This is a genomic window from Exiguobacterium sp. s124, assembly GCF_018617485.1.
Classification (GTDB): Bacteria; Bacillota; Bacilli; order Exiguobacteriales; family Exiguobacteriaceae; genus Exiguobacterium; species Exiguobacterium aestuarii.
The window spans coordinates 343,180-367,140 of sequence record NZ_JACSKH010000001.1; the positions used below are offsets into that span (position 1 = coordinate 343,180).

General features: G+C 39.2%; 24 protein-coding genes. 22 read left to right on the plus strand and 2 right to left on the minus strand.

All coding sequences use genetic code 11. From position 1 onward, the window contains the following. Positions 1-10 precede the first annotated feature (10 nt). The 14 genes from KNO85_RS01875 to KNO85_RS14980 all read left to right on the plus strand — a co-directional run bounded on the left by KNO85_RS01875 (position 11) and on the right by KNO85_RS14980 (position 14,557). Positions 11-982 (plus strand): SDR family oxidoreductase, encoded by a 972-nt coding sequence (locus KNO85_RS01875; protein WP_214786436.1) that lies wholly within the window; start codon positions 11-13, stop codon positions 980-982. 2 nt (positions 983-984) lie between these two features. Beyond that, entirely contained in the window at positions 985-2,433 is a 1,449-nt protein-coding gene (locus KNO85_RS01880) for a lipopolysaccharide biosynthesis protein (RefSeq protein ID WP_214786438.1), read from the plus strand. After that, positions 2,430-2,966: an acyltransferase gene (locus KNO85_RS01885; RefSeq protein ID WP_214786440.1), complete on the plus strand. Its 537-nt coding sequence runs from the start codon at positions 2,430-2,432 to the stop codon at positions 2,964-2,966. Before KNO85_RS01880 ends, KNO85_RS01885 begins: the two co-directional genes overlap by 4 nt. Further along, entirely contained in the window at positions 2,966-4,189 is a 1,224-nt protein-coding gene (locus tag KNO85_RS01890) for a hypothetical protein (RefSeq protein ID WP_214786442.1), read from the plus strand. The genes KNO85_RS01885 and KNO85_RS01890 overlap by 1 nt, the downstream gene beginning before the upstream one ends. Further along, on the plus strand, positions 4,186-5,400 hold the full coding sequence (locus KNO85_RS01895) for a glycosyltransferase family 4 protein (protein ID WP_214786444.1): 1,215 nt from the start codon (positions 4,186-4,188) through the stop codon (positions 5,398-5,400). Before KNO85_RS01890 ends, KNO85_RS01895 begins: the two co-directional genes overlap by 4 nt. A gap of 5 nt (positions 5,401-5,405) precedes the next feature. Beyond that, the gene (locus KNO85_RS01900; protein WP_214786446.1) at positions 5,406-6,668 is read left to right on the plus strand and encodes an O-antigen polymerase; all 1,263 of its coding nucleotides are present in this window, start codon (positions 5,406-5,408) and stop codon (positions 6,666-6,668) included. After that, complete coding sequence (locus KNO85_RS01905) at positions 6,652-7,638, plus strand: glycosyltransferase family 2 protein (RefSeq protein ID WP_214786448.1); 987 nt, start codon at positions 6,652-6,654, stop codon at positions 7,636-7,638. The genes KNO85_RS01900 and KNO85_RS01905 overlap by 17 nt, the downstream gene beginning before the upstream one ends. 606 nt (positions 7,639-8,244) lie before the next feature. Beyond that, entirely contained in the window at positions 8,245-9,237 is a 993-nt protein-coding gene (locus KNO85_RS01910) for a nucleotidyltransferase domain-containing protein (protein WP_214786450.1), read from the plus strand. After that, entirely contained in the window at positions 9,234-11,078 is a 1,845-nt protein-coding gene (locus KNO85_RS01915; RefSeq protein ID WP_214786452.1) for an asparagine synthetase B family protein, read from the plus strand. Before KNO85_RS01910 ends, KNO85_RS01915 begins: the two co-directional genes overlap by 4 nt. Next, positions 11,078-11,182 carry a paeninodin family lasso peptide gene (locus KNO85_RS01920; protein WP_214786454.1) on the plus strand — a complete coding sequence of 35 codons (105 nt, stop codon included), beginning with the start codon at positions 11,078-11,080 and terminating at the stop codon, positions 11,180-11,182. The genes KNO85_RS01915 and KNO85_RS01920 overlap by 1 nt, the downstream gene beginning before the upstream one ends. Before the next feature lie 70 nt (positions 11,183-11,252). Next, a complete protein-coding gene (locus KNO85_RS01925) occupies positions 11,253-12,977 on the plus strand; it encodes an ABC transporter ATP-binding protein (protein ID WP_214786456.1) in 1,725 nt (574 codons plus the stop codon). Next, positions 12,964-13,860: a hypothetical protein gene (locus KNO85_RS01930; protein ID WP_214786458.1), complete on the plus strand. Its 897-nt coding sequence runs from the start codon at positions 12,964-12,966 to the stop codon at positions 13,858-13,860. The genes KNO85_RS01925 and KNO85_RS01930 overlap by 14 nt, the downstream gene beginning before the upstream one ends. Positions 13,861-13,868: 8 nt before the next feature. Continuing rightward, positions 13,869-14,147, plus strand: a complete 279-nt coding sequence (locus tag KNO85_RS01935; RefSeq protein WP_214786460.1) for a lasso peptide biosynthesis PqqD family chaperone — start codon at positions 13,869-13,871, stop codon at positions 14,145-14,147. Beyond that, positions 14,144-14,557: a lasso peptide biosynthesis B2 protein gene (locus KNO85_RS14980; protein ID WP_214786462.1), complete on the plus strand. Its 414-nt coding sequence runs from the start codon at positions 14,144-14,146 to the stop codon at positions 14,555-14,557. The genes KNO85_RS01935 and KNO85_RS14980 overlap by 4 nt, the downstream gene beginning before the upstream one ends. Before the next feature lie 67 nt (positions 14,558-14,624). Here the strand turns inward: KNO85_RS14980 and KNO85_RS01945 are convergent, their stop codons facing one another. Both KNO85_RS01945 and KNO85_RS01950 read right to left on the minus strand, forming a co-directional pair. After that, positions 14,625-15,542 carry a tyrosine-type recombinase/integrase gene (locus KNO85_RS01945; RefSeq protein ID WP_214786464.1) on the minus strand — a complete coding sequence of 306 codons (918 nt, stop codon included), beginning with the start codon at positions 15,540-15,542 and terminating at the stop codon, positions 14,625-14,627. Positions 15,543-15,548: 6 nt separating this feature from the next. Then, positions 15,549-16,001, minus strand: coding sequence for a sigma factor (locus KNO85_RS01950; protein WP_214786465.1), 453 nt, complete (start codon positions 15,999-16,001; stop codon positions 15,549-15,551). A 711-nt stretch (positions 16,002-16,712) separates the two neighbouring features. On the opposite strand from KNO85_RS01950, the gene KNO85_RS01955 reads away from it, so the two are divergent. From KNO85_RS01955 to KNO85_RS01990, 8 genes are all read left to right on the plus strand, one after another. Next, complete coding sequence (locus KNO85_RS01955) at positions 16,713-17,249, plus strand: phosphoribosyltransferase family protein (RefSeq protein WP_214786467.1); 537 nt, start codon at positions 16,713-16,715, stop codon at positions 17,247-17,249. 15 nt (positions 17,250-17,264) lie between these two features. Beyond that, the gene (locus KNO85_RS01960) at positions 17,265-18,449 is read left to right on the plus strand and encodes a DNA-processing protein DprA (protein WP_214786469.1); all 1,185 of its coding nucleotides are present in this window, start codon (positions 17,265-17,267) and stop codon (positions 18,447-18,449) included. After that, entirely contained in the window at positions 18,430-18,951 is a 522-nt protein-coding gene (locus KNO85_RS01965) for an HAD family hydrolase (protein ID WP_214786471.1), read from the plus strand. Before KNO85_RS01960 ends, KNO85_RS01965 begins: the two co-directional genes overlap by 20 nt. Before the next feature lie 96 nt (positions 18,952-19,047). After that, positions 19,048-20,199 carry an ROK family transcriptional regulator gene (locus KNO85_RS01970; protein ID WP_214786473.1) on the plus strand — a complete coding sequence of 384 codons (1,152 nt, stop codon included), beginning with the start codon at positions 19,048-19,050 and terminating at the stop codon, positions 20,197-20,199. Positions 20,200-20,365: 166 nt separating this feature from the next. Further along, the gene (locus KNO85_RS01975) at positions 20,366-20,812 is read left to right on the plus strand and encodes a hypothetical protein (protein WP_214786475.1); all 447 of its coding nucleotides are present in this window, start codon (positions 20,366-20,368) and stop codon (positions 20,810-20,812) included. A gap of 25 nt (positions 20,813-20,837) precedes the next feature. Beyond that, a complete protein-coding gene (locus KNO85_RS01980; RefSeq protein ID WP_251126547.1) occupies positions 20,838-22,139 on the plus strand; it encodes an ABC transporter substrate-binding protein in 1,302 nt (433 codons plus the stop codon). A 67-nt stretch (positions 22,140-22,206) separates the two neighbouring features. Beyond that, complete coding sequence (locus KNO85_RS01985; protein ID WP_214786479.1) at positions 22,207-23,160, plus strand: carbohydrate ABC transporter permease; 954 nt, start codon at positions 22,207-22,209, stop codon at positions 23,158-23,160. Between the two features lie 12 nt (positions 23,161-23,172). Then, entirely contained in the window at positions 23,173-23,958 is a 786-nt protein-coding gene (locus KNO85_RS01990; protein WP_214786480.1) for a carbohydrate ABC transporter permease, read from the plus strand. The last annotated feature ends 3 nt before the right edge of the window (positions 23,959-23,961 follow it).

Consider the following 23,961-nt stretch of genomic DNA (forward strand, 5'->3'; position numbering starts at 1 on the left):
GGAGATCATTATGGGATACGAAAATGTGAAGTTCGAAGAGAATGCGCTGTTTTTAGTGACAGGTGGTGCCGGATTTATCGGCTCCAACCTTTGTGAAGCAATCTTAAATAAAGGATATCGTGTAAGATGCCTTGATAATTTATCAACTGGAAACCCGAAACATGTTGAGATGTTTTTAGATAATGAGAACTATGAATTTATTGAAGGTGATATAAGAGATTTAGAAACATGCCTTGATGCTTGCGATGGGGTAGATTATGTACTACATCAAGCTGCTTGGGGTAGTGTACCGAGAAGTATTGAAATGCCTTTATTGTACGAAGAAATTAACATTAAAGGTACGTTAAACATGTTGGAAGCTGCAAGACAAAATGAGGTAAAGAAATTTGTCTACGCGTCAAGCTCTTCTGTATATGGAGATGAGCCAACATTGCCGAAAGTTGAAGGAAGAGAAGGTAAAGTACTATCACCTTACGCATTAACTAAGAAGGTTAATGAAGAATATGCTCGTCTGTATACTCAATTGTATGGGTTAGACACCTATGGCCTAAGATATTTTAATGTGTTTGGTCCAAGGCAAAACCCTGAGGGGAATTATGCTGCTGTTATACCTAAATTTATTAGTAGTTTAATAAATGATATATCTCCGATAATAAATGGAGATGGACTTCAAAGTAGAGATTTTACATACATAGAGAATGTAATAGAAGCTAATTTGAAGTCATGTGCAAATTCACAAAACGGTAAGAGTGCGGTCTATAATGTTGCTTACGGAGAGAAACACAGTTTACTTGACATTTTAAAGGTAATGTCGCTTTCATTAGGAAGAAATGTTGAGCCTATATTTGAAAACTCTCGTTTAGGTGATGTGAAACATAGTTTAGCATGCATTAATAAAGCGAAACAAGAGATTCAATATTCCCCAGATTGGAGTTTTCAACAAGGGATTGAAAAAACTATTGATTACTTTCGAGGTATTTAATTTTGTCAAAATTTAAAGATGGGTTTAAATGGATGTTGTTATTGTCAACTTTTGCAATTCCAATACAATTTCTAATTTCTGTTGTTATTGGTAGAGTATCAGCAGAAGCGTTAGGCATATATGCTAGTGTTGAATTGATATTAAGCTTGATAGTGATTTTTATTTTTATTGGGGGAGAGTACACATTTATTAAATTTATTCCTAGATTTAAAAGTAAAAAATCATCTATAAATTTTTATCTATCATCTCTTGTTGTATTATCTATACTTTATATTTTCATAATTTTATCTTTTGAATACACACGGGTATATTTTGAAGAAGAATTAAAAATAAGTCGTTTTGAAGCGCTATTTACCTACAAACTCTATTATTTAGGATACCTTTATCTTTTATGGTCAATTTCTGTTGCTTACTTAAAAGGGATGAACTCTTTGAAATACGCAACAATATCACAAAAAATGCCAATTGTTATACCGTTAATTTATTTTTCCACTTCGATAATATTTGAATTTAGTTTATCTACGAGATCCCAAGTCATTTTATCATTCTATTTAATGACTATTGTTGGATTGTCACTTTCGCTTTACTTTATATACAAAGTTAAGAAAAATGATGAGATGATTTCAAATAAAATTAAAGAATATAAATCTAATAGTTTTAAAGAAATATTCAAATATTCATCTTATATATATTTATCAGGGATTGTTATTTTTATTTACGAAAAATTAGATCAAATAATTATTATGGCTAACTTTAATATTGGGATATTAGGCATTTATTTTGCCTGCTATAAAATTTCTCTATTAGCAAAATTTATTCCGAAAACAATGAATCAATCACTTTTACCCTCTTTTTCAGAAATGATATCTACAGACGATAAAACTAGCATTGAAAAATACCACAATAAGAACATAAAATTCAACCTAATATTTTCATCTTTAGTTAGCGGTTTTGTTGTTATATTTTCTGAAAATATTTTATCAGTGTATGGTATTGAATTTGCAGAGTACAGTTGGCTATTAAGTGGACTTATTTGTCTGTTCTTTTTAGGCGCTCCAGGACAAGTGAACACGAATTTAATTGGTATTATTGGTGACGGGAAAAAAATGTTGACGATAAGTGCTTTTGTTGTAGTTGTCCAATTATTATCAATGTATTTAGCAATTAGTTATATAGGCTTGTGGTCGATATTACTAGCTCGTTTTTTAGCTGTTGTATTAAATCAAATATTAACAAATTACGAATTAAGGAAATTATATAAAGTACACAGGAATGGTATGACTTATTATTTAATAAGCACTCTATTAATAATATTCAGTTTTATAGAACATTCAAGTTTAATAAGTCAAATAATTCTTCTGTTTATTTATATATTTATAATAACAATAATGTATTTTAATGAACTAACTACCTTAATTAAAAAAATGAAAATCGAGGTACTTCAAAAATGAGAGTAATTGCAAAGTTTTTTTATCAGATGCTATTTGAGTCACTATCTTCTCTCACTAATGTTTTTCCTGATAATGAGATTGGAAATCGAATTAGAGGGAAAGTGATTGGTCTTTTTTTTAAGAAAAAAGGGGCGAATTTACAAATTTCAAAAAGAACTCATATTTTATATCCTAGAAAAATATCGGTAGGAAATGATATTTTTATTGGTTATGGTGCATGGATTAACGCACAGGGAGGGATGATACTTGAGGATGAAGTAATGGTGGGACCTCTTACTTGTATTGTTACTGGTAATCATACTGCTCAAGGTCAACCTTTATCGTATCGATTTGGTGATCATAAAAAAGAATTAGTCAAAATTGGACATGGCTGTTGGATTGGGAGTCACTCGGTTGTATTACCGGGAAGTAACCTTCCTGCAGGTTGTTTAATAGCAGCTGGGGCTGTAGTTACTAAAAAACATAATCTATTAGAAAATCATATCGGCGGTGGAATACCTTTGTCTAGTATAAGATCTGGAGGAAACAATTGATGAAAAAGTTGATAAAAAATAATGTTATAAAGTTTATAAATGCGCCTGAAAAGGACATACTTAGCTCGCAAACTTTGTATGAAGCCTTATTAACAGCCTTAGATATGTATGAAAGTTGTACGAATGAAAATGATAAAGTTTTCTGGGAGGACGAAAGCTTTAAATTAGCGAATCTCATTAAAAATACTCAGTTACCGAATGGAGGATTTGATTTAGGCTATAACTTTCTTTTCGGTAAAGGTCTTGAAAAAACTTATAGTAAAGAAGCAACTACACCAGAAGTACTATCAGTGTATGCATTATACCGCTATACAGAGACTTTTGGACTTGAAAAATCTTCATTTATTTCTGCAAGTATTGAAAATGGAGTAAATTGGATACTGAATAACATTATAGCTATAGACAATTATTATGCGATTCCATATGCCCCTCACACTTATGATAAAGTGCACATTACTAATGGTGTTTCATTTGCTATAGGTGCACTTGCTTACTATGTTAAGGATAATAAAAAAGATGAAAGAGCAGTAGAAGTATTTAATGGAATGATAGAGTTTATGTACGATCAACTTGAGAGCTCTGTGTCTGGAAATGGCTCGTATTGGCCATATTTTTATCAAAATGGCTCCGAGAAAGAAAAAGAGTTGATAAATGATAAAGTTGATAATTATCATATAGCACAGCAGTTAAAGTATCATTGTGTCGCGTATAAATTAGTACCAACTGCAAAAAACCTGGAAATAATAAAACTTGTAAGTGAATACTTATTTTCCAAAATTGATAATAATATGTTTATTCCCTATACAGAAAACGGAAATAAAAAAAGTTCAAAGATAGATATGTGGGGTTATACGTCAATAATTAAAGCATTTATTGAAGTGAATCATATTTTAAAAGATGAAAAATATATTATCCTTTCTAAAAAAATTGTCAAAAAAGTAATAAATCATTCTTGGAATGGGGAATATTTCTATCCTATCCTTGATGAAAGATTTAGAGCGTTTGATAAGAATTTTTATCCGAGATCTGATGCTTGGGTGCTCCATTCATTAGCACATTATTATAAAAATATTGAAAGAGATGAAGAAATATATAAAGTAATTTTTAAAGGATATACTTCAATTTCAGAAGTAAATTTCATTGGGTATGAGAACCATACGCTTTCAAAGAGAAAAAAAGTATTTATTAAACTGTTAAGTGGCATTAAAAGAGGTAAAAAATGAAAATATCACTTATGACTCTTAATTATTTGCCGAATAAAGGTGGCTTAGTAAGTTATGTACAAAATGTATCTAAAGAAATAACTAAATCAAGCCATTCCGCAGTTGTTCATACTACTGATGGGAAGAATAGAGAGTTACCTGAATTAGAACGCATTGACGGTATTCAAGTTTACAGACATAGAGCGTTAAGTATGAAAGGGATTTTAAAATTATTTACTCCCTTTATTGTTCCTTTAAAACTATATAGCAGATTTAAATTAAATTTAGAAAAAGACGAATACGTAATTATTAGACATTTGTATTTTGCCATGGCATTAAGTCTTTTCAAAAAAAGAGATAATTTTATTTATATTATTCCTTTAATTGCTCCGCGTCTGCAAAGGATGAATATTAAACAAGTAAATACTTTCAAAAAAATATATTATTATTTTTTAATCCCTCAACTCTATCTAATCGAAAAATTTGCCTTAAATCGAATAAAAAATATAGCGACATTAAGTGATACAAAAAAAGAAGAGATTGTGGAATTTTACAATATTTCTTCTAATAGGGTGCATGTAATTCCTCCAGGTGTAGACTTAGAGAAGTTTAAGCCATTAGTTAGTCAGGATGAAAAAGAAATGATCCTAAAAAATGAGGGATTAGAAATACTTAAGGAATTTAAAATTATTCTTACGGTTTGTAGATTATCTAATGAAAAAAATGTCACTTATGCTATCGATATGATTAGTCATATGGGAGAAGGTTTCAAGTTAGTCATTGTGGGAGACGGTGAAGAATCTTCGAAGTTAAAAAAATATGTCATTGATAAAGAACTGGATGACAAAGTGATTTTTGTTGGTTTCAAGTCAAATACTGAAGATTTCTACAGAATTGCTGATGTATTTATTTTACCAAGCAAATATGAAGGCTTTGGTCATGTATATTTAGAAGCTATGGCGTCGGGAATTCCTTGCATAGGACTTCAACATAATCCTCCTAATATTATCACAGCAACTCAAGAAATCATTAAACAGAATCAAACTGGTTTCATTGATAAAGGTGAAAATTCCGAAGAATTAGCTAATAAACTAATTAGTTGGTTTCAAAATCCTCTTTTAGTCCAAGAGTATAGAAAAAATTGCAGAACATATGTGGAAGAGAATCATTCTTGGAATACACATTTGACTTCTATTATTTCTTTATGGGAAATGAATGAAAGAGGAGATTAAATAATATGTATGTTGAAGAAAGTTCAAAAAAAACTAATGATGTTATAATATTTAGCTTAATGTTACTTGTAATTTGGAAACCTACACCCACGATTTTATTGGGTGAAAGCTTAGGTTATAAATTTGGCGATATTCTTTTGTTGATTACTATTATTAGCATTCTAGTACGAATAAAAAACATTATTAATCCTATGAATTTGAATTATATCTTTCTAGTATTTTTTATTTTTGTAGAGATTGTCTCGCTGTTTTTTTCTTCTTTAAGATTACCTGTAATACTTGATGATCTTTTTGAGTTATTTAGACCGGTGTTATATTTACTTATTTATCTCACGGTATATTCTCTAGTTAACAACAGTATATTTTACAAAGATAGTATACGTAGAGTGTATATAGCACTTTTTATTTTTTTTGTGATAAGTGTATTTCAATTGTTCAATTTTTTGGGGACAAAAAATATCATGAGTTTCTTTTATGAAGTTAGTAAATCACGCACTTTTGATACAAGCGAATCCATTTGGCGACTTGCTAGTACTTTTACTAACCCAAACTACTTTTCATTTTTTCTTGCTATAACCTTAAGCTTTTTTTTTAGTGGAATACTAGTTTCGGAAAATATAAAGGAAAAGGTATGGAACTTAATCTTTTCTATCGTTGTTTTGTCTTTAGTACTTTTTACAGGTTCAAGAACAGGATTAGTTGCCTCGATAATTTCTGTACTAGGGATTTATTTTGTATACACTTTTAAAACATATAGAAAATCAACTCTATACAAATTTATATCAATCATTACATTTTTCTTACTTATGATTTTTATTACATTTTATAGTCAAGACTTTTTGAATAGATTCGAAAGGTTTTCAGATGTGGAAAATATTAAATTTAATTTATATGTTAGATATGAAATTTGGTTTGAGGCGTTAGATAAGTGGAAACAAAGCCCTTTAATAGGAAATGGACCATATAAGTATTACATGGACACATTTGATAGTAACTATGTTTTAATGTTATACAGATATGGATTGATAGGGTTAACATTATTTATATTATTATTCTTTTTTAATATTTTAAAATCTATCAAAAACGCGCACACTAAATTTTCTTTAGGGATGGTTGGTGTAAATATAGTTTTCATGATTTCGATGATTTCGGCAATTTCTTTCAACTTTATCCAATTGGGAGCTATCTATATTGGTTTAGTGGCTGTACAAGACAAGATAATTTATTTAAATGAAAGAGGTAAGAATAATATTGAATATAAAAATTAGTGTTGTGATAATCGGGAAAAATGAAGAAGACAATATTTTAAGAAATATAAATTCAATTAAAAATACAGTAGAATATAAAAAATCCGAAACCGAAATTTTGTATATTGACAGTGGATCTGAAGACAATACGATTTTTAATATAACATCTAATCATAATGATATTAAAGTCTATAGAATTGAAGATGATGAAGTTAAAACAGCCTCAAAAGGTAGACACTTAGGAGCTCTATTATGCAAAGGTGAGTATATACTATTTTTAGATGCTGACATGGAATTACACAATTTGTTTATAAGTCGAATTTTAGATGTTTCAAAAACGGATCCAGGTTTTATAGGAGGTATTGGAATTCGAAATGATATATTTTTAAATAACGGTATAGAGGTATATAGAAAACAAAATGTTTATAATACTCTCAGTGAAAAAAAATGTAATCATTTCGGAGGAGCCCTCTTTATAAAAAGAGAATTTTTGATTGGAATAGGTAATTATGGTAGTTCTATAGTTGCAAATGAGGAAGCTGAATTAGATAGCAGGATAATACAAAAAGGTAAGTTTATTAAAGAATATCCCTTTCAAATGATTAATCACTACATCCGTATTGAAGATGATAAAAAAAGTTTGAAAAATATATTGTTTGGAAAGAGAAATCAAGGGATTGGACAGGGTTTCAGACATTCATTCTATTTCAAATCTACTTTTAGTTTCATCAAAAGATTCAATCTATTTTTCATAGCTTTTTTTGGTGATTTAATTTCTCTTACTTTGGTTTTGGCTTCTGTAATAAATTATTCATTGTTTTTCATTGCTATACTAATTCAAATATCTTTGAGCATATTTTATATGAAAAACAGAAAATTGAAATTTTTTGTACTACATAAAATATACGCTCTTCATTTTTTCAAAGGAGTACTTAATTATAAATTGGGTAACAAAATTAACTTTGTGAGAATTGACAACTATAAATATTAATAATTATGTATAGTGCAAAATAGTAGTGGTTCTTACAAAAAAATGGTGAGCGATAAGAGCGATTGTCTAAAGTTGCTCGCTCATTTTTGCAATATCAATGAACAGGGCTCAGTGTAGACATTAAGTTTTTTTACAATTTTTAGGCTTTTGCCTTTATACGCTTCTGCCGAAACAATGTTTTTCTGCTTTTCATTACTACACACGAGTGGTTTTGCGATGTACAAGATGGAAATCCTAAGCTCTAAGTAGCTCTCTATTTTCATACGTTCGAACAAGGTAGGTAAGATGGTTGTATTTCAAAGTGATATCTTTCGTTAGAGTGTTTGTGTAGTAACTTCATTCTACGTGAGGGTGTCACTATATTTTTTTACATTCACGTTCTGGTGTTGTAATTAATTTCATAATTTATCGCTTCTAAAAAATGAAATATTAGTTACAAACGATTAAACTATGAATCTATTTTCCGATATATAGAATATGAAAACAACTCACATTAATTCAAAAAATAGTATACATGAGCGAACTATATCTAAATTTTTATTTACTTTAACAAAATCGACATATTCATATAATCATACGGATGGAGAATCGTTTATAGATAGCATCATGTTTCATCGAATTTATCCAAGCTCGTTAGAACTTTCATATCTGAGACAAATTCAAATTAAAAATAACATGCAAATGCTACAGACGAAGCGGCAATTATGTCTTATTGCTCAACTATTTGAGCAAGAGAACATTCCAATGATCTGTCTGAAAGGTCCAGTCATCTTATCAAAAGCATATGATGCTAACGTTGGAAGAATTATGCGTGATCTCGATTTACTTGTGTCTCCGAAACATATCGAAGAATCTGCTAATCTTCTTCAAAGTCTCGGTTATGTCACGACAGACGATTTAACTGATTTTAACTATCGACAAAAAAATCATCATTATATCTTCACTCATCAAGAGTCAAATCATATCGTAGAACTCCATTGGCGACTTTTTCCGAGTATTGTCGAAGAGCCTGATTTTTCACTGCTGTGGAAATCGCGTGATTCGATTGAGATTGCTGAACAAAAGATCAATTGTTTAAATGACGAACTCCTTTTCACTTATTTAATCGTACATGGCTCAAAACATGGCTGGTTTAGATTGAAATGGTTATTTGATATTCATCAATTTTTACAACAACCTTTGAACTGGAAGCGCGTTGCCTATATCACTGATCAATGGAAAATTCAGCACATGATGGGACAAGCTATGATTCTCATCGAAACTCTGTTTGAACAAGATGCACCTGAACCGTTGAAACGATATATGAACTCGAAAAAAGCTCGAAAGATGGCTCAGATTGCTTTAGTAATGGTGGGTGAGAAAATGAATCCAGAAGAGGCTAATCGACAGTTTTCGCATTATCTGTTTTGGAAACGGTACTTTTTCTTGATTCGACCACGCAGTCAGCGTGTATCTTACATACTTCATCACTTTATCCCTACACAACAAGATCGAGATATACTGACCATTCCGAACCGACTTCAATTTTTGTATATACCGTTGCGACCTGTAACATTTCTAATGAGACGTCGTGTAGCTAAGAGAGGAAATCAATCATGAGTGCAATCTTTGGCATGTTGGGTTCTACCTCTGCCTCAAATGGAGTAAGGGCTCTCCGATCATCTTTTACCACAAAATATGAATGTGATCGATCTGCGATTTGGTTCAATGAAACATGTGGACTAGGGACACTCGAACAATGGATCAATAAGGAGGAAGAACACTCGCCACAACCTTTTCGGTTAGATTCGCTCATCATCGTTTTTGATGGAATGTTAGACTACCGAGACGATTTAAAAGAAAAGTTAAATGTAGGATTTCAAGAGAAGTCTACGGATGCCGAACTCGTTGCGAAATCTTTCATGAAGTGGGGAATCGAATGCGTTGAGCACTTGATGGGTATCTTTGCGTTTGCTGTGTATGACGAATCGATAAACGAGATGTGGATTGTTCGAGACCGGCTAGGGGAACGAGCAGTCTGTTACACCCATCGGGAAGATGGACTGATGTTTAGTACCACGCCTAAACCGATTGCCACTTACTACGATTACGACATCAATGAAACATTTTTAAAGCAGTATGCCGTTTCACCGATGCAGTTAAAGACACATGATCCTTACATAGCGCCTTGGGAAAAGATTCAATACGTACCTCCTGGTCATGTTTTGCATTATCAACAGGGGAATGTGACTTTGAAAGAATATTGGGCGTATCAATCACAACCAGAACGAACTTTTCGTTCAGAAGAAGAGTGCCATGAGGAACTTGATAAAATTCTAGAAGAGGCAACTCGTACTTGTACCCGAACAGATGGAGAAGTTGGTTTGATGTTGAGTGGTGGACTCGACTCGACGACAGTTGCTGCTTATGCTGCACCGCTCTTGCAACGTGAAGATAAATCTCTGCATGCGTATACGCACGTTCCTCTCTCAGAGTATGAGGATTCTGCAGAGATACTCGGAAATGAACGGCCGCTCGTCGAAGAAGTGTTGAAGTATTACCCTTCGATTAAACCAAACTGGATTGAAAACCGAGAGCGAAACGCTTATAACACGATGGATGACTGGTTAGAAATTTTGGAGATGCCTTATGGATTCTTCATAAATGCTCCATGGTTACTCAGCATCCATGAAACTGCTAAGAATCAAGATGTGCGAGTCATGTTGAATGGGAAACATGGCAATTGTACGATTTCATATGGTTCAATTGGAGTTTATTACTCAGAGTTATTTAGAAGCGCCCAATTCTCAGAGATGATAAAAGAATTTTATGCATTGCTGAATAATGGTATGAGTGTCTATACTGCTTCAAAAAAAATATTTGGATCCGTTATATTAAGTTATAAAATTTCGCATAAAAGTGAACGATTGTTAAAAAAGCATATAAGCAAATTTCTGTCGATTGATCTTCGAAACAAGATAACATATAGGCATTTGAATCTCAATGAACATAATGTGAAAGAACGCTTAAGTGACTCGTATGAGAGAGATCATTTTCATTTTCATGGTGTATTTTCGACAATGTGTTCTCTGCGTTTTAATTGTGTTGTACGCGATCCATTGTCCAGTATTCAGTTAATTGATTTTTGTTCTAGTCTCTCTTCTGATTACTTTGCTTCAAAAGGAGTCTCAAAAAAGTTAGTGCGGTCATTAATGAAAAATCGTTTACCTCTTAAAGTACTAGATATGAATCGTCCTAGAGGTCGACAATCCGCAGATTGGAATTTTCGTTTGATCAATAGTCAGAATAGTATTATGAATGATTTACAAATAACAAAATCCAATCTGATTTCAATAGAATCTCTAGATAAGTTGTGGAACAGTTTGAGTAAAGACATATGGACAATGAACTTCATGTTTCGAAGAATTATTATTCATAAATTCAAAGGAGGTGAGAGTTAATGAAATTAGAATGGAATGAACCAGTTCTAGAAGAACTAGATGTGAAAGAAACGGCAGAGAGTGGTATCCCAGGTGGTTCAGACTTGTTTGCAGAAACATCATAATTTAACAGTAAGAAGTTGCCTTCCCACATTCGTGAGAAGGCTCCTTTATTAATGGAAAGCGAGTCAATTCATGAACTTATCCCAAATGATTCATGACGTGAAAACGTTCATTCAATATATGTATCAAGCGTTTCGAAGTGATGTGTGGCAAGTCATCGTATTGAGTAGCTTCAATGCGCTGTTGACTGGGGCGGGAATATTGATGATTCTGCCCCTCTTATCTTTAACGAGTCTGCCCCTTCCGAATCAAACAAAGGTATGGATGACCTTTCCAAGCGATTGGTCGTTCTCTAGACAGCTTGCGGTCGTCCTCGTCTTATATTTTGTACTGATTTGTATGAGTGTCTGGGTGAACCGAAAGGCGACGTTAGCAAGTGTCTCGCTCTTACAACGCGCTGTCCAGACATTACGAGGTGATTTATTCACGAGTCTTTTCTCGGCTGAAACCTCAGATGTTGTGCAAACTTCACAAAGTCGATATATCAGCCTATTTACTGTTGAAATTAACCGAATTAGTTTAGGTATCCAAGGGATGATTCAACTCATGACACTAATCCTTGTGGCGATACCGCAACTGTTGATTGCGTTCTATTTGTCTCCTATGCTCACGATGTACGTGTGGATTGGTGGCGCACTATTGTTCGTCGGGTTTTATCAATCGATGAAACATGTCAGGCAACTTGGAATCTCATTGCAACATCTCAATCGTGACTTGCAACAAGCAGTTCAGGATCAATTGAATGGGATGAAAGAAATCAGGTCGTACGGGGCAGAACAGAGACATATCTCAGACTTTCAGGAGACGACCGAAGACATTCGACAAAACATTACAGCATTCACGGTCCAACAGACGAAAGTCGATAGTGCCTTTAAAATCGGGGCGGCGCTTCTCATTAGTCTCTTCCTCGGTTTTGGTCTATTGGCATTCAGTCAAGATATCGCATCTTTACTTGTGATTCTCTTGATTTTTAGTCGACTTTGGCCGTCATTTTCCAATGCGCAGCGACATCTTCAATCTATTTTGTCGGCGTTACCGAGCTTTGAGGCGTATCATCAAGCGCTTGCTCAGTTACAACAAAGCGACTCGAAGCATTCAGTTGAACCGATTTCATTTGCGCGCGAACTACGCTTTGAAAACGTGTCGTTCCAGTATCCGGAGCACCGTGGATTCTCGCTTCAACACATTGATATTACGATTCAAGCAGGGACGACCGTAGCACTGACAGGACACTCAGGTTCAGGGAAAAGTACTTGTCTTGATTTATTGCTAGGGTTTCATCAACCGACGAGTGGTCGTCTGTTGATTGATGACCGCGTGCTATCCTCTGTTGATCAAACTGCATGGTTCGAGCTGATTGCGTACATCCCTCAACACCCTTATTTGTTTGATGGGACCATTGAGGAGAATCTTCGAAAGTGGCATCCAAATCTGACAGATGAAGCACTGCACGAGGTCATTGACATGGCAGAGGCTACCTTTGTCTATAATCTACCGAATGGTTTGCAGACGAGAATCGGTGACTTCGGTCACTCTTTGTCTGGTGGAGAACGTCAGCGCATTGTGCTTGCACGAGCTTTGGCCAAGCGTCCAAAACTGTTGATTTTGGATGAGGCGACAGGGGCTGTCGATGAAGCTCAAGAAATGAATATTTATCAGACGTTGCATCGTCTGAAACACGAGATGACAATCATCTACATCACGCATCGAAAAGAAGTTTCGCAGTTAGCCGATCAAATGATTTATTTAGAACAAGGAAAGATTGTGAAGCGGGGTGATTTATATGCACCATTATGAAGTGTTCGGGTTACAGGTATCGTCGGAGATTGAATTGGATGAAGTCCCCATTGGTGTCGGAGGGGACGTCTGGATTCGAAAAGGCGAAGTCCATCGTCCGAATCAAGCAACATTTGAAAATGATGTATATGCGATCGAGGAACAACTATTCTATTTACATATCCCTGAAGTGGGAAGATTTCAAGTTGAAAACGGGCAAACGATTACGGTTGATCCCTATCCTGACGCGACGACAGAACAATTGAAGCTTTATCTACTCGGCTCATGCTTAGGTTGTCTACTCCACCAACGTCAAGTAGTCCCGCTCCATGGGAGTGTACTCGATATTGAAGGGCACGGGCTTCTTATTACGGGTCAATCAGGGGCGGGTAAATCTACGATCGCCAATGCGATGATCGATAGAGGGTATCCTTTCGTGACGGACGATGTCGCTGCTATCGCGTTCAAAGAAGATGTCCCATACGTGCATCTAGCGTACCCATCTCAAAAGCTATGGGAGGATGTCGTGACACGCTGGGAAATTGAAACAACGAGGGGAGTCACACGTCAAGTCGAAGGACGTACCAAATTCTCGGTCGTTCGACAACAAGCATTCGCAAAAGAGATGGTTCCACTTCAGTTTATTTTTGAAGTGAGTCCGGTTCAAGATTTAACCGATGTACAGATGTGTCACGTTACAGGGATCGAGAAAATTAAAACGTTGCTGACGCATACCTATCGAAACAAGCTGCTTGTGCACCTTCGCCCGCATGAATCGTACTTACAACAGATTATGCGTATCGCAAGTCATATCCATGTATTTCGAATCGAGAGACCAATCGGTATACCGTTAGAACAGCAAATTTGTGACATGATGTTAGAACAACTACATGTAAAGGTGTGAATGATACGATGACAATCAATGAATCGACAACAGTAAAACAAAATCCAAATATGTTAACGACACCGATGGACGGTGAAATCGTGATGATGAGTATCAAACATGGCAAGTATTATAGTATTGGAAAAACGGGGGTCGCCATTTGGGAAGAGGTTGGAGAAGGACGTACCGTTCAGGAGATTGTGAGTCGTTTATGCGAGCGTTATGAAGTGGATGCTGATGTGTGTAAGCGAGATGTGATTGCATTTGTTGAACAAATGGCCTCGAAAGAAATCGTTTTGGTGCGATGAAACCGAGGCGTAGTGTACAGGAATACGTTTTAGCCTTCGAGGCGTTTTGTCTTCTAGGGATTGCACGTGCGTGCATCTTATTCCTTCCGTTTCCTTTTGTTTCAAATGGATTAGGTACAGACAACCCCATTCAGATACGAGAGAAAAATGAGCATCGTATGTTAAATGTCAAATTGGCGATCGCAAGAGCCAGTCGTCACACTCCGTGGACGAGTAATTGCTTGGCACAGTCGTTGACTGCTGCTTGGATGCTTGGAAGGCGACAGATTTCTTCGAGTACGTATTTAGGTGTGAAACGAGATGACAATGGATCTATGATTGCTCATTCGTGGACCGTTTCGGGAGAACAATTCATTACAGGCAAAAAAGGGCATGAATCTTTCCATGTGACCCAAACGTTTTATAGATGAGGGCGAACATCCGAGTGATTCGGATGTTCGCTTTTTGTATTCGCCTCTTGAATTTAGATGTGCTTATTTACTTCTGTTTTTTTACAAATTTACTAACCTCCCGATTCTTCGCATTCAATATTTCGATCGTCTCTTGATTCTGTTCTTTCAAGATGTGCAGATACAACTCCGTCGTCTCGGTCGAGGCATGCCCGAGTAAACGGCTGATTTTCGTGATTTTGACATCTGCGTTATAAAGTTCCGTTGCGAAGCTGTGACGGAGTACGTGGCTCGTGATTCCAAAGCCGAGCTGTTCTTTAGACACTTCCAGGAGATACTCATTCACATAATTCGCACGAACTTTTGACCCGTTCGGCATGATGAACAAGTATGGCGAGTCCGTGTCTGACTTTGGCCGCTCGATTTGGATATAACGCTCCAACGATTTTCGGATTCGTTCGGTCATCGGCACTTCCCGCATTTTATTCCCTTTCCCATGTCGGATGATGATGTCGTTCGACTCAAACGACACGTCCTCGAGTTTCAAATCCAACGTCTCGCTGATTCGGAAGCCGGCGTCACAACCGATCAAAAAGATGTTATACAACGTCGCATTGTGCGCATGGTATAGCAGCTGATTCACTTGTTCACGGCTTAAACTGACGGATTGCCGTTTTGCTTCGGCACCGGATACATTGACGAATACAAATGGATTACGTGTGATCCACCCTTGATTGACCGCATAAACCATGAAGGTTTTAAGCACACTCGCATATTTTTTAATCGTGTTGTGTGCTCGTTCCTCACGTATATGTTTGTCTCGATATGAGAACGCGTGTGCCTCGTCCACGTCTTTCAGAAACACCACATTCGACTGTTGCATCATCTTCTCAAATCGGCGTAACGTGTTCCGATACGTCTTCACCGTCTCAGGGGAGCGTTGTTGCCGCACCTCCACATCTTCCAGGTAACGTGTGATCGCTTCTTTGATTTGAATCGGTTCCATTGTTGTTCACTCCTTCGAATACAACTCTTCTCGCAACTCACGTTGAACGTCCGCCTTATACGCCCGCAATCGGCTTGCGGAGTAGGCGAGCGTCTGTTCCGTGCCGTCAATCAGGTGACAGAGAAGTTCGAAGTGGCGTGGGGTTAAATTCTTGCGCTGTTCGTCTAACCAGTCGAACAGATGGCGTTCGGATGTCATGCATTGCTCGGGGAGCCGTTCGGCCGCGACCTCATGTTTCAAGTGTCGGGCGTTCTTTTGTTGCTGGTTCAAGATGGCCCCACGGATGCGCTGGAAGCAGTACGTCTTCGACAGCGTGCAACCTCGGTTCAAGGCTTCCCATAAGGCGATGCGGGCGATTTGTACACAGTCATCTTGTTCGTTCGGGTGGATGTTCAAGTGGCGGATGACGTAATGGATCATCGGCTCCCATTCTGCGATTTGTTCGTCAATCGTTTTCATGTTCGGTTCTTTTCCGAGCGCTCTTTCATATTCCTAGGTTAGGGCGAGTATAAACGCTATTCCCCCCGCCTAGCGACCGCCCTTATCACACATAAGCTCAGGGGATATCTCCGATAACATGAGGATTAAGGTGACAGAGGCGTTAAGCATTGGTGTAACAACGACGGAAAGGAGAAGAATAGCGTTTCTTTCCTGATGGCGTTGTATTAACCGGGTGAATGATTCAATCTGATCATTTGTATTATGGAGAAGAAATAATACTTTCCGAATTATCCACACATCATCTATAAAAACGAATTTTAGATTTAATTAAGATTAGCGAGGTGTATTTATTCGTTATTTTGTTATTTAATATAACAAAATTGTTTGTGAAATCTTGATGAACAAAGACCAACAACCAGACTTGACCGCAATCCATACAACATCAACTGTGAGACGCGAGACATGTTGTAAAGCATGTCATCTCATCGTGGAAATAATACTCTTGATGAGCAGTCAATTAGATAGGAAATTTACTTTGTACATAGTAATCAATACATTTTGATTTTATTTCAGTAATGTCGGCAGCATTATTTCACTAACATTTCGTAAAAGCCACTCCTAGTTTGATTCCGCACAAATATTTTGGAAATAAGTTTATATTTTACATTTTTAATTCTTTAGAGTTTTTTATTGTATAATATATGTAAAATAAATCAAAGGAGTTTGTTTATGATTTCAAAACAAATTTTTAAAAAGTGTAACGATGTGCATTATCTGAACTATTATCATCCCTATCGTATACAAGGAGATAGAAACCCTAATTTTAACGACTTCAGTGGTAGGATTTTGAATTTGAAAGATAATAAAGATAAAGATATCCAGCATTTTTTCCTGGAGATGAACACTGGATTAAACAGCAGGAATGTAGTGATTTGTGTTGTACCATCATCAGATAGTAGCAAAGTTGATAGTGGCATTAAAAAATTAGCACAAAAATTTGCAAACTTTGGTGAACGTATTGATGGTACGTCTTGCTTGCGGAGACATACAAGTGTACTAAAGGCCGCACACGGAGGAAGTCGTGATGTTGAAACACATTTAAGAAGTATTGAAGTAACTAACAATGTAATAATTAGAGATAGAGAAGTAATATTACTAGATGATGTTTGTACAAGTGGAAGTTCATTAACCGCATGTGAAATTTTATTAAAAAATGCCGGTGCGTCAAATGTTCACAAGGTAGTAATAGGGCTGACATTTAGATAGAGGGGGTAGTATCAATTGAACAATGATGTATGGTTAGCGATCTCTAGTATCTCTGGAATAGGTACTAAAACACTTTTGAAAATTTATTTAAGTTCTCCTAATCTAACAAAAGAAAATTATTTTGAAGAGGCAAAAAAGATTAACTTTGAAAAAATCGGGGTTAGAAAAAACTCTATATCGTTTTTACTAGACTCTGACTATATGAATCAAAAATTTAAAAAGGCAACTTCTCAAATCGAAATTTATAAAGAAAAAGGAATTGAGGTAATTTCTCTTTCTGATAAACGATATCCTATTGCATTGCGTGTAATTGATGACCCTCCAGCGGTATTGTACTGCAAAGGAAACATTAATCTTTTAGCACAGAATAAACAAATTGCAGTAATAGGTACACGTAATGCCACTGCTAAAGGTATGAATGCTGCAGGAAAAATTGCGGCTTCCTTTAGTGATTTAGGATACGTAATAGTAAGTGGACTAGCAACAGGAATTGATACTGGTGCTCATCTAGGAGCTCTTGAAAGTAATGGATATACAATTGCGGTACTAGCAGGCGGTGTAGACGACTCATCTATTTATCCCAAAGAAAACATAGATTTAGCAAAAAGAATATTGAGTAAAGAAGGATTGCTTCTTTCAGAATATGCACCTGGCACACGCCCAAATAAGTCCTCATTCGTACAAAGAGATCGAATCCAAAGCGGTTTAAGTTTAGGTATATGTCCTGTACAGACTGACATTAAAGGAGGAACACAGCACACTATTCAGTATGCATTTACTCAAAACAGGATAGTATTCTGTCCAGTTCCTTCTGAACTAGACCATGAAAAAATAGATGTATACAGAGGAGTTCATCAATTAATCAATGAAAAAAAAGTGTATGTAATAAAAAATAAAAACGATTATAAAGTGATTGATGAAATCCTATTAAAAAAGTGGAGAGAGTTGCTGCAAAAAAATGATTCATCTTTTTTGAATGAAAAAGTTTATACGCTTCCAGTTATTGAAGTTAATAGTTCGCAATTAGACATGTTTGGAAATGATAGTTTTTCTGATCTCTTAGTTTCAGTTAATAGCGATGATATTTCGCAAAATGTTCTTCGATATATTGAAATATGTCGAAAGCATAACATTACCTTAAATGAGTCTATCGACATCTTAAAACAATTATGGAGGAAAGATGGAAATGAGAAAATATAAGGGTATTATTTTTGATTTAGATGAAACATTGGTTGATACCACAATGTTAGCAGGATTTAGAGAAAGTCGGAATTGGTCACTTTGTTACGCAAATATCAATAAAACATTACTTTATGAAAATGTGGATGTATTACTCAAAAAAATCGGAGATAGCCAAATTAAAATTGGGGTAGTAACAATGTCTCCGCAATCGTATGCAAGAAAGGTTCTATCATACCATAAGATTAAATATGATGTTTTAATTGCTTATCATGATGTGAAAAATAGAAAACCACATCCAGAACCAATGTTAAAATGTTTGGAAAGGTTAGAATTGTTAGCGTCCGAGGTGATTAGTTTAGGTGATGATGCAAAAGACATTAAGTCTTCTAGATCAGCAGGAATTGACGCAATTGGTCTAGATTTGAATTCACAGCGCCGAGGCAATTTAATTAGCGCTGGAGCCCAACGGGTGTTTGATAATTATTACGAAATCGATGAGTTTATATTCGAAGGAAAGTAGATTAGAAATAAAACAGTAAAGTTATATGGTTACCCAATAAGCGCTTTCATCAATATGATATACTAAGAAAAAAGAAAAGAAATGGGTGGAGTAGTCATGGGGAACACAACACCACGCAACTCCAAATGGATGAGGTCCTACAATCGGGCGCTCATCCTTCGGCTCATCCGGCTCCATCAGCCGGTGTCCCGCGTTGAGCTCGCCAAGAAGACGAGTTTGACGAAGCCGACGATCTCGAACATCGTCAACGAACTGAAAGAAGAAGGACTGATCAATGAACGGGAACTCGGCGTCTCGAGTGGGGGACGACGTCCGATCATGCTCGAACTCGCAGCGAGCGACCGTTTCGTCATCGGGATCGATGCGACGCAGCGAAAGCTTCATGGAGTCGTCACGAACATCCACGGGGAACTGCTCGACGAGGCATGGCATGATGAGCGATTCGACACGAACGAGGAGTTCATCGACGCCATCGTCGCGCTCTACATAACACTGAACGACCGCACGACAGGCGATGTCATCGGACTCGGCGTCTCCGTGCACGGGATGGTCGAGGCGGGTGACGGGGTCGTCTTGTTCGCACCACGTTTCCATTTACATGACATCCCGCTTAAGCGCGAACTCGAGACACGTCTCGGCCAGCATGTCTTCGTCGAGAACGATGTCCGGACGCTCGCGCTCGGTGAACTGTATTTCGGGGAAGCCATCGGCATCGAGGAGTTCTTTTATGTGTATGCCGGGTACGGGATTGGGGGAGCGTATGTCCATGCGGGCGAGTTGATCGATGGGGAGCATCACATCGCCGGTGAGATCGGACATATGCGCATCATGCTCGACGGACCAATCTGTTCATGCGGCAACCGTGGTTGTCTAGAGGCGGTCGCGGGGGAGCGCGCCATCTTGAACGAGGCACGCCAACTCGCGCATGACTTGACGCTCGAGGACCTCCGTGATTCTGTAAGCTCGAATCAAGACGTCCAAAAGCTATATGAACGGGCCGGTGAATATATCGGAATCGCCACATTGAATATGATCCATCTGTTGAATCCGGGTCGAATTCTTCTCGGGGGTCCACTCTTCAACTATGCGCCGGACGTCGTGACGAATATCCAGGAGCGCGTCGCCCAGACGGCGCTCACGCTCGACGCCCGCCAGACCGACATCCGTGTCGTCTCGTGGAACGCCAACCAAGGCGCGCTCGGGGCCGCGGCGCTCATTACGAACGAGATGTTCGGTGAAATTCAATGAAATCACGACTCGTCTTTCTCCTAGAGAAAGGCGATTTTTAATTTCTTTATAAGAAAGCGTTTACAAGATAAATAAGAGCGTGCTATAGTCTATGTGTAGTTAGATAATAAATTTAATTTACTAAGTAAGGGGTGACACTCTCAACGACACGTTTGGAGGGGTAGCGATGCAAAAAGAGACACCATTGAAAGACCAGTTCCACGCGATCTTCGGTCGCTACGGGGCGACCCGATTGTTCGCACGACACGATGTCGCCTTCGACGAAATGGAAGCGTTCACAGGCGATGAGACGAGCATGATCATCACGCGTTCAAGACGCGACGGCATCTTTCGTCTTTATGACGATGAGACGCGTGACATCCGCTTGTTCCGGGCATCGACGCTCTCGCATGACGTGTCGTTCGACGACATGGACGGCCTGTTCGAGCTTTTGCTTTGGCGTTTGAAAGAACAGGACGCATTGCCGTTCGGGGCGGACCTTTACGTCGTCGGCCCATACATAGACGGACCGAAGCTCGATTTGGAACTGATCGCGTACACGTTAACACGGCTCGGGGATCGCCCGATGCCAGACCATCTTATTCGGGAGTTATGCCATCGGATCGTGGCGTGACAACACATTCAAAAGGAGAATGAACATGAAAAAAACGACGATTGCTCTCGCATCATCTGTCTTAATGCTCTCATCTTTACTCGCTGCCTGCGGCGATGACGAACAAGCGGCGGCGACAACGGAAGACGGCAAACCGGTCATCACATGGTGGGGCTGGGCGCCACAACCTGAAGTCGGGGAAGAAATGGCGAAAGCGTTCAACGAATCGCAAGACGACTATGTCGTCAAATTCAAGCGTCTCGAAGACTACGAGCAACAGCTCCAAGTCGCGATGCTCGGTGGTGACGGTCCGGACGTCATCGGTCTAAAGGAACCGATGATTCCGCAATACAAGGATCGCCTCGTGCCAGCGAAAGACTACATGGACAAAGCAGCCGGCGAAGGTTGGAAAGAAAAATTGATCGAGCTCGGCGTCGAACAGACGACGGTCGACGGGGAGCAGTATGCGGTACCGGTCGGCTTCACGGGACAGGCTTACCTCATGTACAACAAGACGCTCCTCGACAAATACGGTGTGACACCACCGAAGACATATGATGAGACGGTCGCGGCGATTGACAAGATCAACGCATCAGGCGACAAGGTCATCCCGATGCAACTCGGCGCGAAAGACGCATGGGTCGGTGTCGACGTCTTCAACGTCTTGAGCCACCAGGTCGCACCAGGCTACATCCAGGACGTGCTCGCAGGTGACGCGAAGTGGACGGACAAAGAGATGGTTGAGACGGCTGAACTTTGGCAACAACTTTACGAAGACAAAGTGTTCCAAGAAGGGGCATTGGGTCTCGCGACATACATGGACGGTATGAACAACTTCTTCGACAAGAAAGCCGCGATGTGGATCATCGGTTCATGGGAAGCCCACTCGATGACGACGGTCGAGAAGCGTGACAAGTGGAACAACTTCGAAGACGAGATCGGTTTCGTTCCGATGCCGAACCTCGCAGGTGGTACAGAACAACCGGTCATCGCTTCAATCGACATGGCACTCGGTGTCAACAAAGAGTCGAAACAACAAGAAGGCGCGGCTGCCTTCATCGCCTACATGACGCAAGGCGAGGGCCAAGCGCTCTACATGGAGAAGTTTGAGATGGCACCAGCCGTCAAAGACATCGAAGTGGCGTACGAAGACAAGTTCACGAACGACGTCGAACGCGAGTCTTATGAAATCTTGAACGAGACGGTGAAGAACGCTGTCGCGGGACGCGGAATCCGTGACCCGAAAGTGTACGACGCACTCGGGAAAGAACTTCAAAACATCGCTGCCGGACAAGATGCGAAAGAAGCACTCGCACGCATCCAAGCGATCGCAGACCAAGGTAAATAATCGAACGAGCGCCAGTAGCCAGACTCACTGGCGCTCGATTTTTTGAATCTGAAAGTGAGGGAACCTTATGCAGCAAGCAACCGATTTGACCAAGTCCAAGCCGAAGCTCACGTCGGTACCACCGAGCGCGCCGAATCCGATCCGCAAAAAAGAGCGGATGAAGCAGAACTTGATCGGCTGGGCGTTCGTCGCCCCGACCGTCCTGTTCGTCATCGCATTCATCTACTACGGGATTTTCTATAACGCCTATCACTCGCTCTTTTCATGGGACGGGATCTCGTTTGAGAAAGTGTATGTCGGTTTTGAGAACTTCGGACGCATGTTCAAAGACCCAGAATTTTATAACGCGCTCAAGAACACGGGCATCTTCACCGTCTTGACGGTCACGATTCAGGCAGGTCTCGGGCTCGTGTTGGCCTATTTGCTCCACACGAAAGGCGTGGGTCGGACGTTCTTCAAATCGGTGTTCTTCTTCCCGGTCGTCTTAAGCCCGGTCGTCCTCGGGGCGGCGTTCACGCAAATCTTTGACTTCCAGTTCGGCTACATCAACGAATTCCTTCGCATGATCGGTCTCGGTGCCTTTGAGCAGAACTGGCTCGGCGACCAAGACGTTGCGCTCTATGCGATCATCTTGATCAACATCTTCCAATGGACGGGCTCGTCGATGATCATGTATTACATGGCGATGCTCGCGATCGAACGGGAAGTGTTCGAGGCGGCCAATATCGACGGGGCCGGGTTCTGGCGCACGCTTTGGAGCGTCGTCTTCCCGAACTTGAAAGGAACGACGTTCACGCTGACGATCCTCGGGGTCATCGGTGGTCTGAAGACGTTTGATATCGTCTGGATCTCGACGCAAGGGGGACCGGGTAACTCGACCGAAGTCATCTCGACGTACCTGTTCCGGAAATCGATGTTACATCAAGAAGTCGGCTACGCCAGTGCCGTCGCTGTCATCTTGCTTGCAATCGCACTCGGCATCACGTACTTCCAAATGCGTGTACAGAAGAAAATGGATTAAGGGGGAGAACAGATGGAACTACAAACGAAAAAAGGAAGATGGTTCACCAATATCGGTCTGTCGCTCATGGCAATCCTCTGGTTGTTCCCGATCTTCGTCATGTTCAAGGAAAGCTTACGTGTCAACGGCTTTGAAAACTATATCGCGACGCTTCAAAATCCGAACTTCCCACAGTTCGTCTTGAACAGCTTCATCGTCGCGTTCTTCATGATTTTGATCTCCATCTCATTCCTCGCCTTCGCAGCGTTCGGCTTCTCGAAGCTTCAATTCGCCGGGAAACGCCTATTGTTCAATCTCGTCTTGGCAGGGTTGATGTTACCGGTCGCCTCGCTCATCGTGCCGCTCTTCTTCACGTTGCGCACACTGGACGGGCTCAACAGCTACTGGGGATTGATCGGTGCCGAGATCGCCTTCTTCCTACCGTTCGGACTTATGCTCATCAAGAGTTACTTCGACGAATTGCCGAACGAATTGATGGAAGCGGCGCATATCGACGGGGCGTCGACGTTCCAAATTTTCTATAAAGTCATGATGCCGCTCGCCAAACCGGCACTTGCGACAGCAACGATCTACGCGTTCCTCAACTCATGGAACGAGTACTTGATGGTCCTCACGTTCATGACGGACCCGGCCAAGCAGACGGTGACGATGGCACCGACCTTCTTCACGGAAGCGCTCGGCGGGGACCCTGGTAAACTGTACGCCTCGCTCGTCTTGATCAGCTTGCCGACGATGGTGTTTTATATCTTCTTCCAACGCTTCTTACAAAAAGGCATGACTTCGGGAGCGGTCAAATAATCG